The following is a 1,136-nucleotide window of genomic DNA, read 5'->3' as shown; positions in this document are numbered from 1 at the left end:
AGGACCAGGAGCCGCGCCAGATAGGCCACGGTGCGCTCCCCGATCGGGAGGACAGCGGTGTAGGTGACAGGATCAGACATGCAGGACCTCGGTGACGGTGTCGATCTGTGCTGGACCGAACCGATCTACCGGGGTCCTGCCCCGTTCCCGCTCATCTCACCACCCTCGGCGTGTCGCCACGACCTGCCACCCCGCTACTGAGAACACCTCACTCTGCTGGCGCGGGCGCTGGTCCACTGCCTTGTCGCTCGATCCGTGCTTGTTCGATCAACTCAGGGTAGTTCTCGGCGGCCTGATCGTCATCGAGCTTCCAATGCGCCGTCGACCAGGGGATCGGGCAGGGCGACCTGTGCATCGGGTCGGGGCAGAGCATCAGTTGGATCTTGTCGGTCAGGTCTCTGGCTTGGTCGGCCGTGCAGAACACTCCGATCCTGAGTTCCCACACACCTGTCTGCTCCTGGCCTACCGGCTCCGGTCCTGCATTCATGTCCGTGACTGTGACGATGGTGGCGTAGAACGGCATCAGGGTTCCACCTGGTTCGGTACGGCTGTCTCGAGAGTTCGGGTCAGGGGCCCGCCCTGCTCACTGCCAGAGCTGCTCGCCGTCGCACAGGGGGTCGAACCGCCGGTACGCCGCGATGTCGCGGAAGTGGCGGCTGTACACGTCAACGACTGTCGTTGTGAGGTCGTCGGTCAGAGCCGGGGTGACATCAACGACGTGTAACAGGCGGTCCCTGACCGTCTCCCCCGCGTGGTTCGTGTAGGAGGTCTCGGCTTCGTGCCCGTGTCGTCCGGCAAGATCCTGTGCGTCCTCCAGCGACAGTGCTCGGAGCAGGACGACGTCCTCGCGGTAGAGCGGTCGGTAGCTCGGTACCGACGATGTCGACTCGAACAGCAGAATGGCGACGAACAGCGCTTCGGAGGCCATGTCCGCATAGTCGCTCCGGAGGCTGTCGACCTGCCTCGGGGCGATCCCCGAGGCGCACCCGAGGGTCGTCAGCCACAGCGCGACCGAGACGATGAACGTCCACGGTCACGTGACGCTCGACAGCCAGCGTGATGCCCTCGACCTGCTGAACACCCAGCTCGGGGCCGGTGTCGAGAACGCCGACGAGCACTGAGGTTCCTGTCAGATG

The 1,136-nt window shown here is 64.8% G+C and carries 2 protein-coding genes; both read right to left on the bottom strand.

The annotated features are described in order from the left end of the window. Nucleotides 1-208 precede the first annotated feature (208 nt). The gene (locus tag Ae505Ps2_RS00065) at nucleotides 209-523 is read right to left on the bottom strand and encodes a hypothetical protein (RefSeq protein ID WP_198932218.1); all 315 of its coding nucleotides are present in this window, start codon (nucleotides 521-523) and stop codon (nucleotides 209-211) included. A gap of 60 nt (nucleotides 524-583) precedes the next feature. Continuing rightward, complete coding sequence (locus Ae505Ps2_RS00060) at nucleotides 584-928, bottom strand: DUF4288 domain-containing protein (protein WP_075310832.1); 345 nt, start codon at nucleotides 926-928, stop codon at nucleotides 584-586. Between the last annotated feature and the right edge of the window lie 208 nt (nucleotides 929-1,136).

Source organism: Pseudonocardia sp. Ae505_Ps2 (genome assembly GCF_001932425.1).
Lineage (GTDB): Bacteria > Actinomycetota > Actinomycetes > Mycobacteriales > Pseudonocardiaceae > Pseudonocardia.
This window is presented reverse-complemented; position numbering and strand designations above follow the sequence as displayed.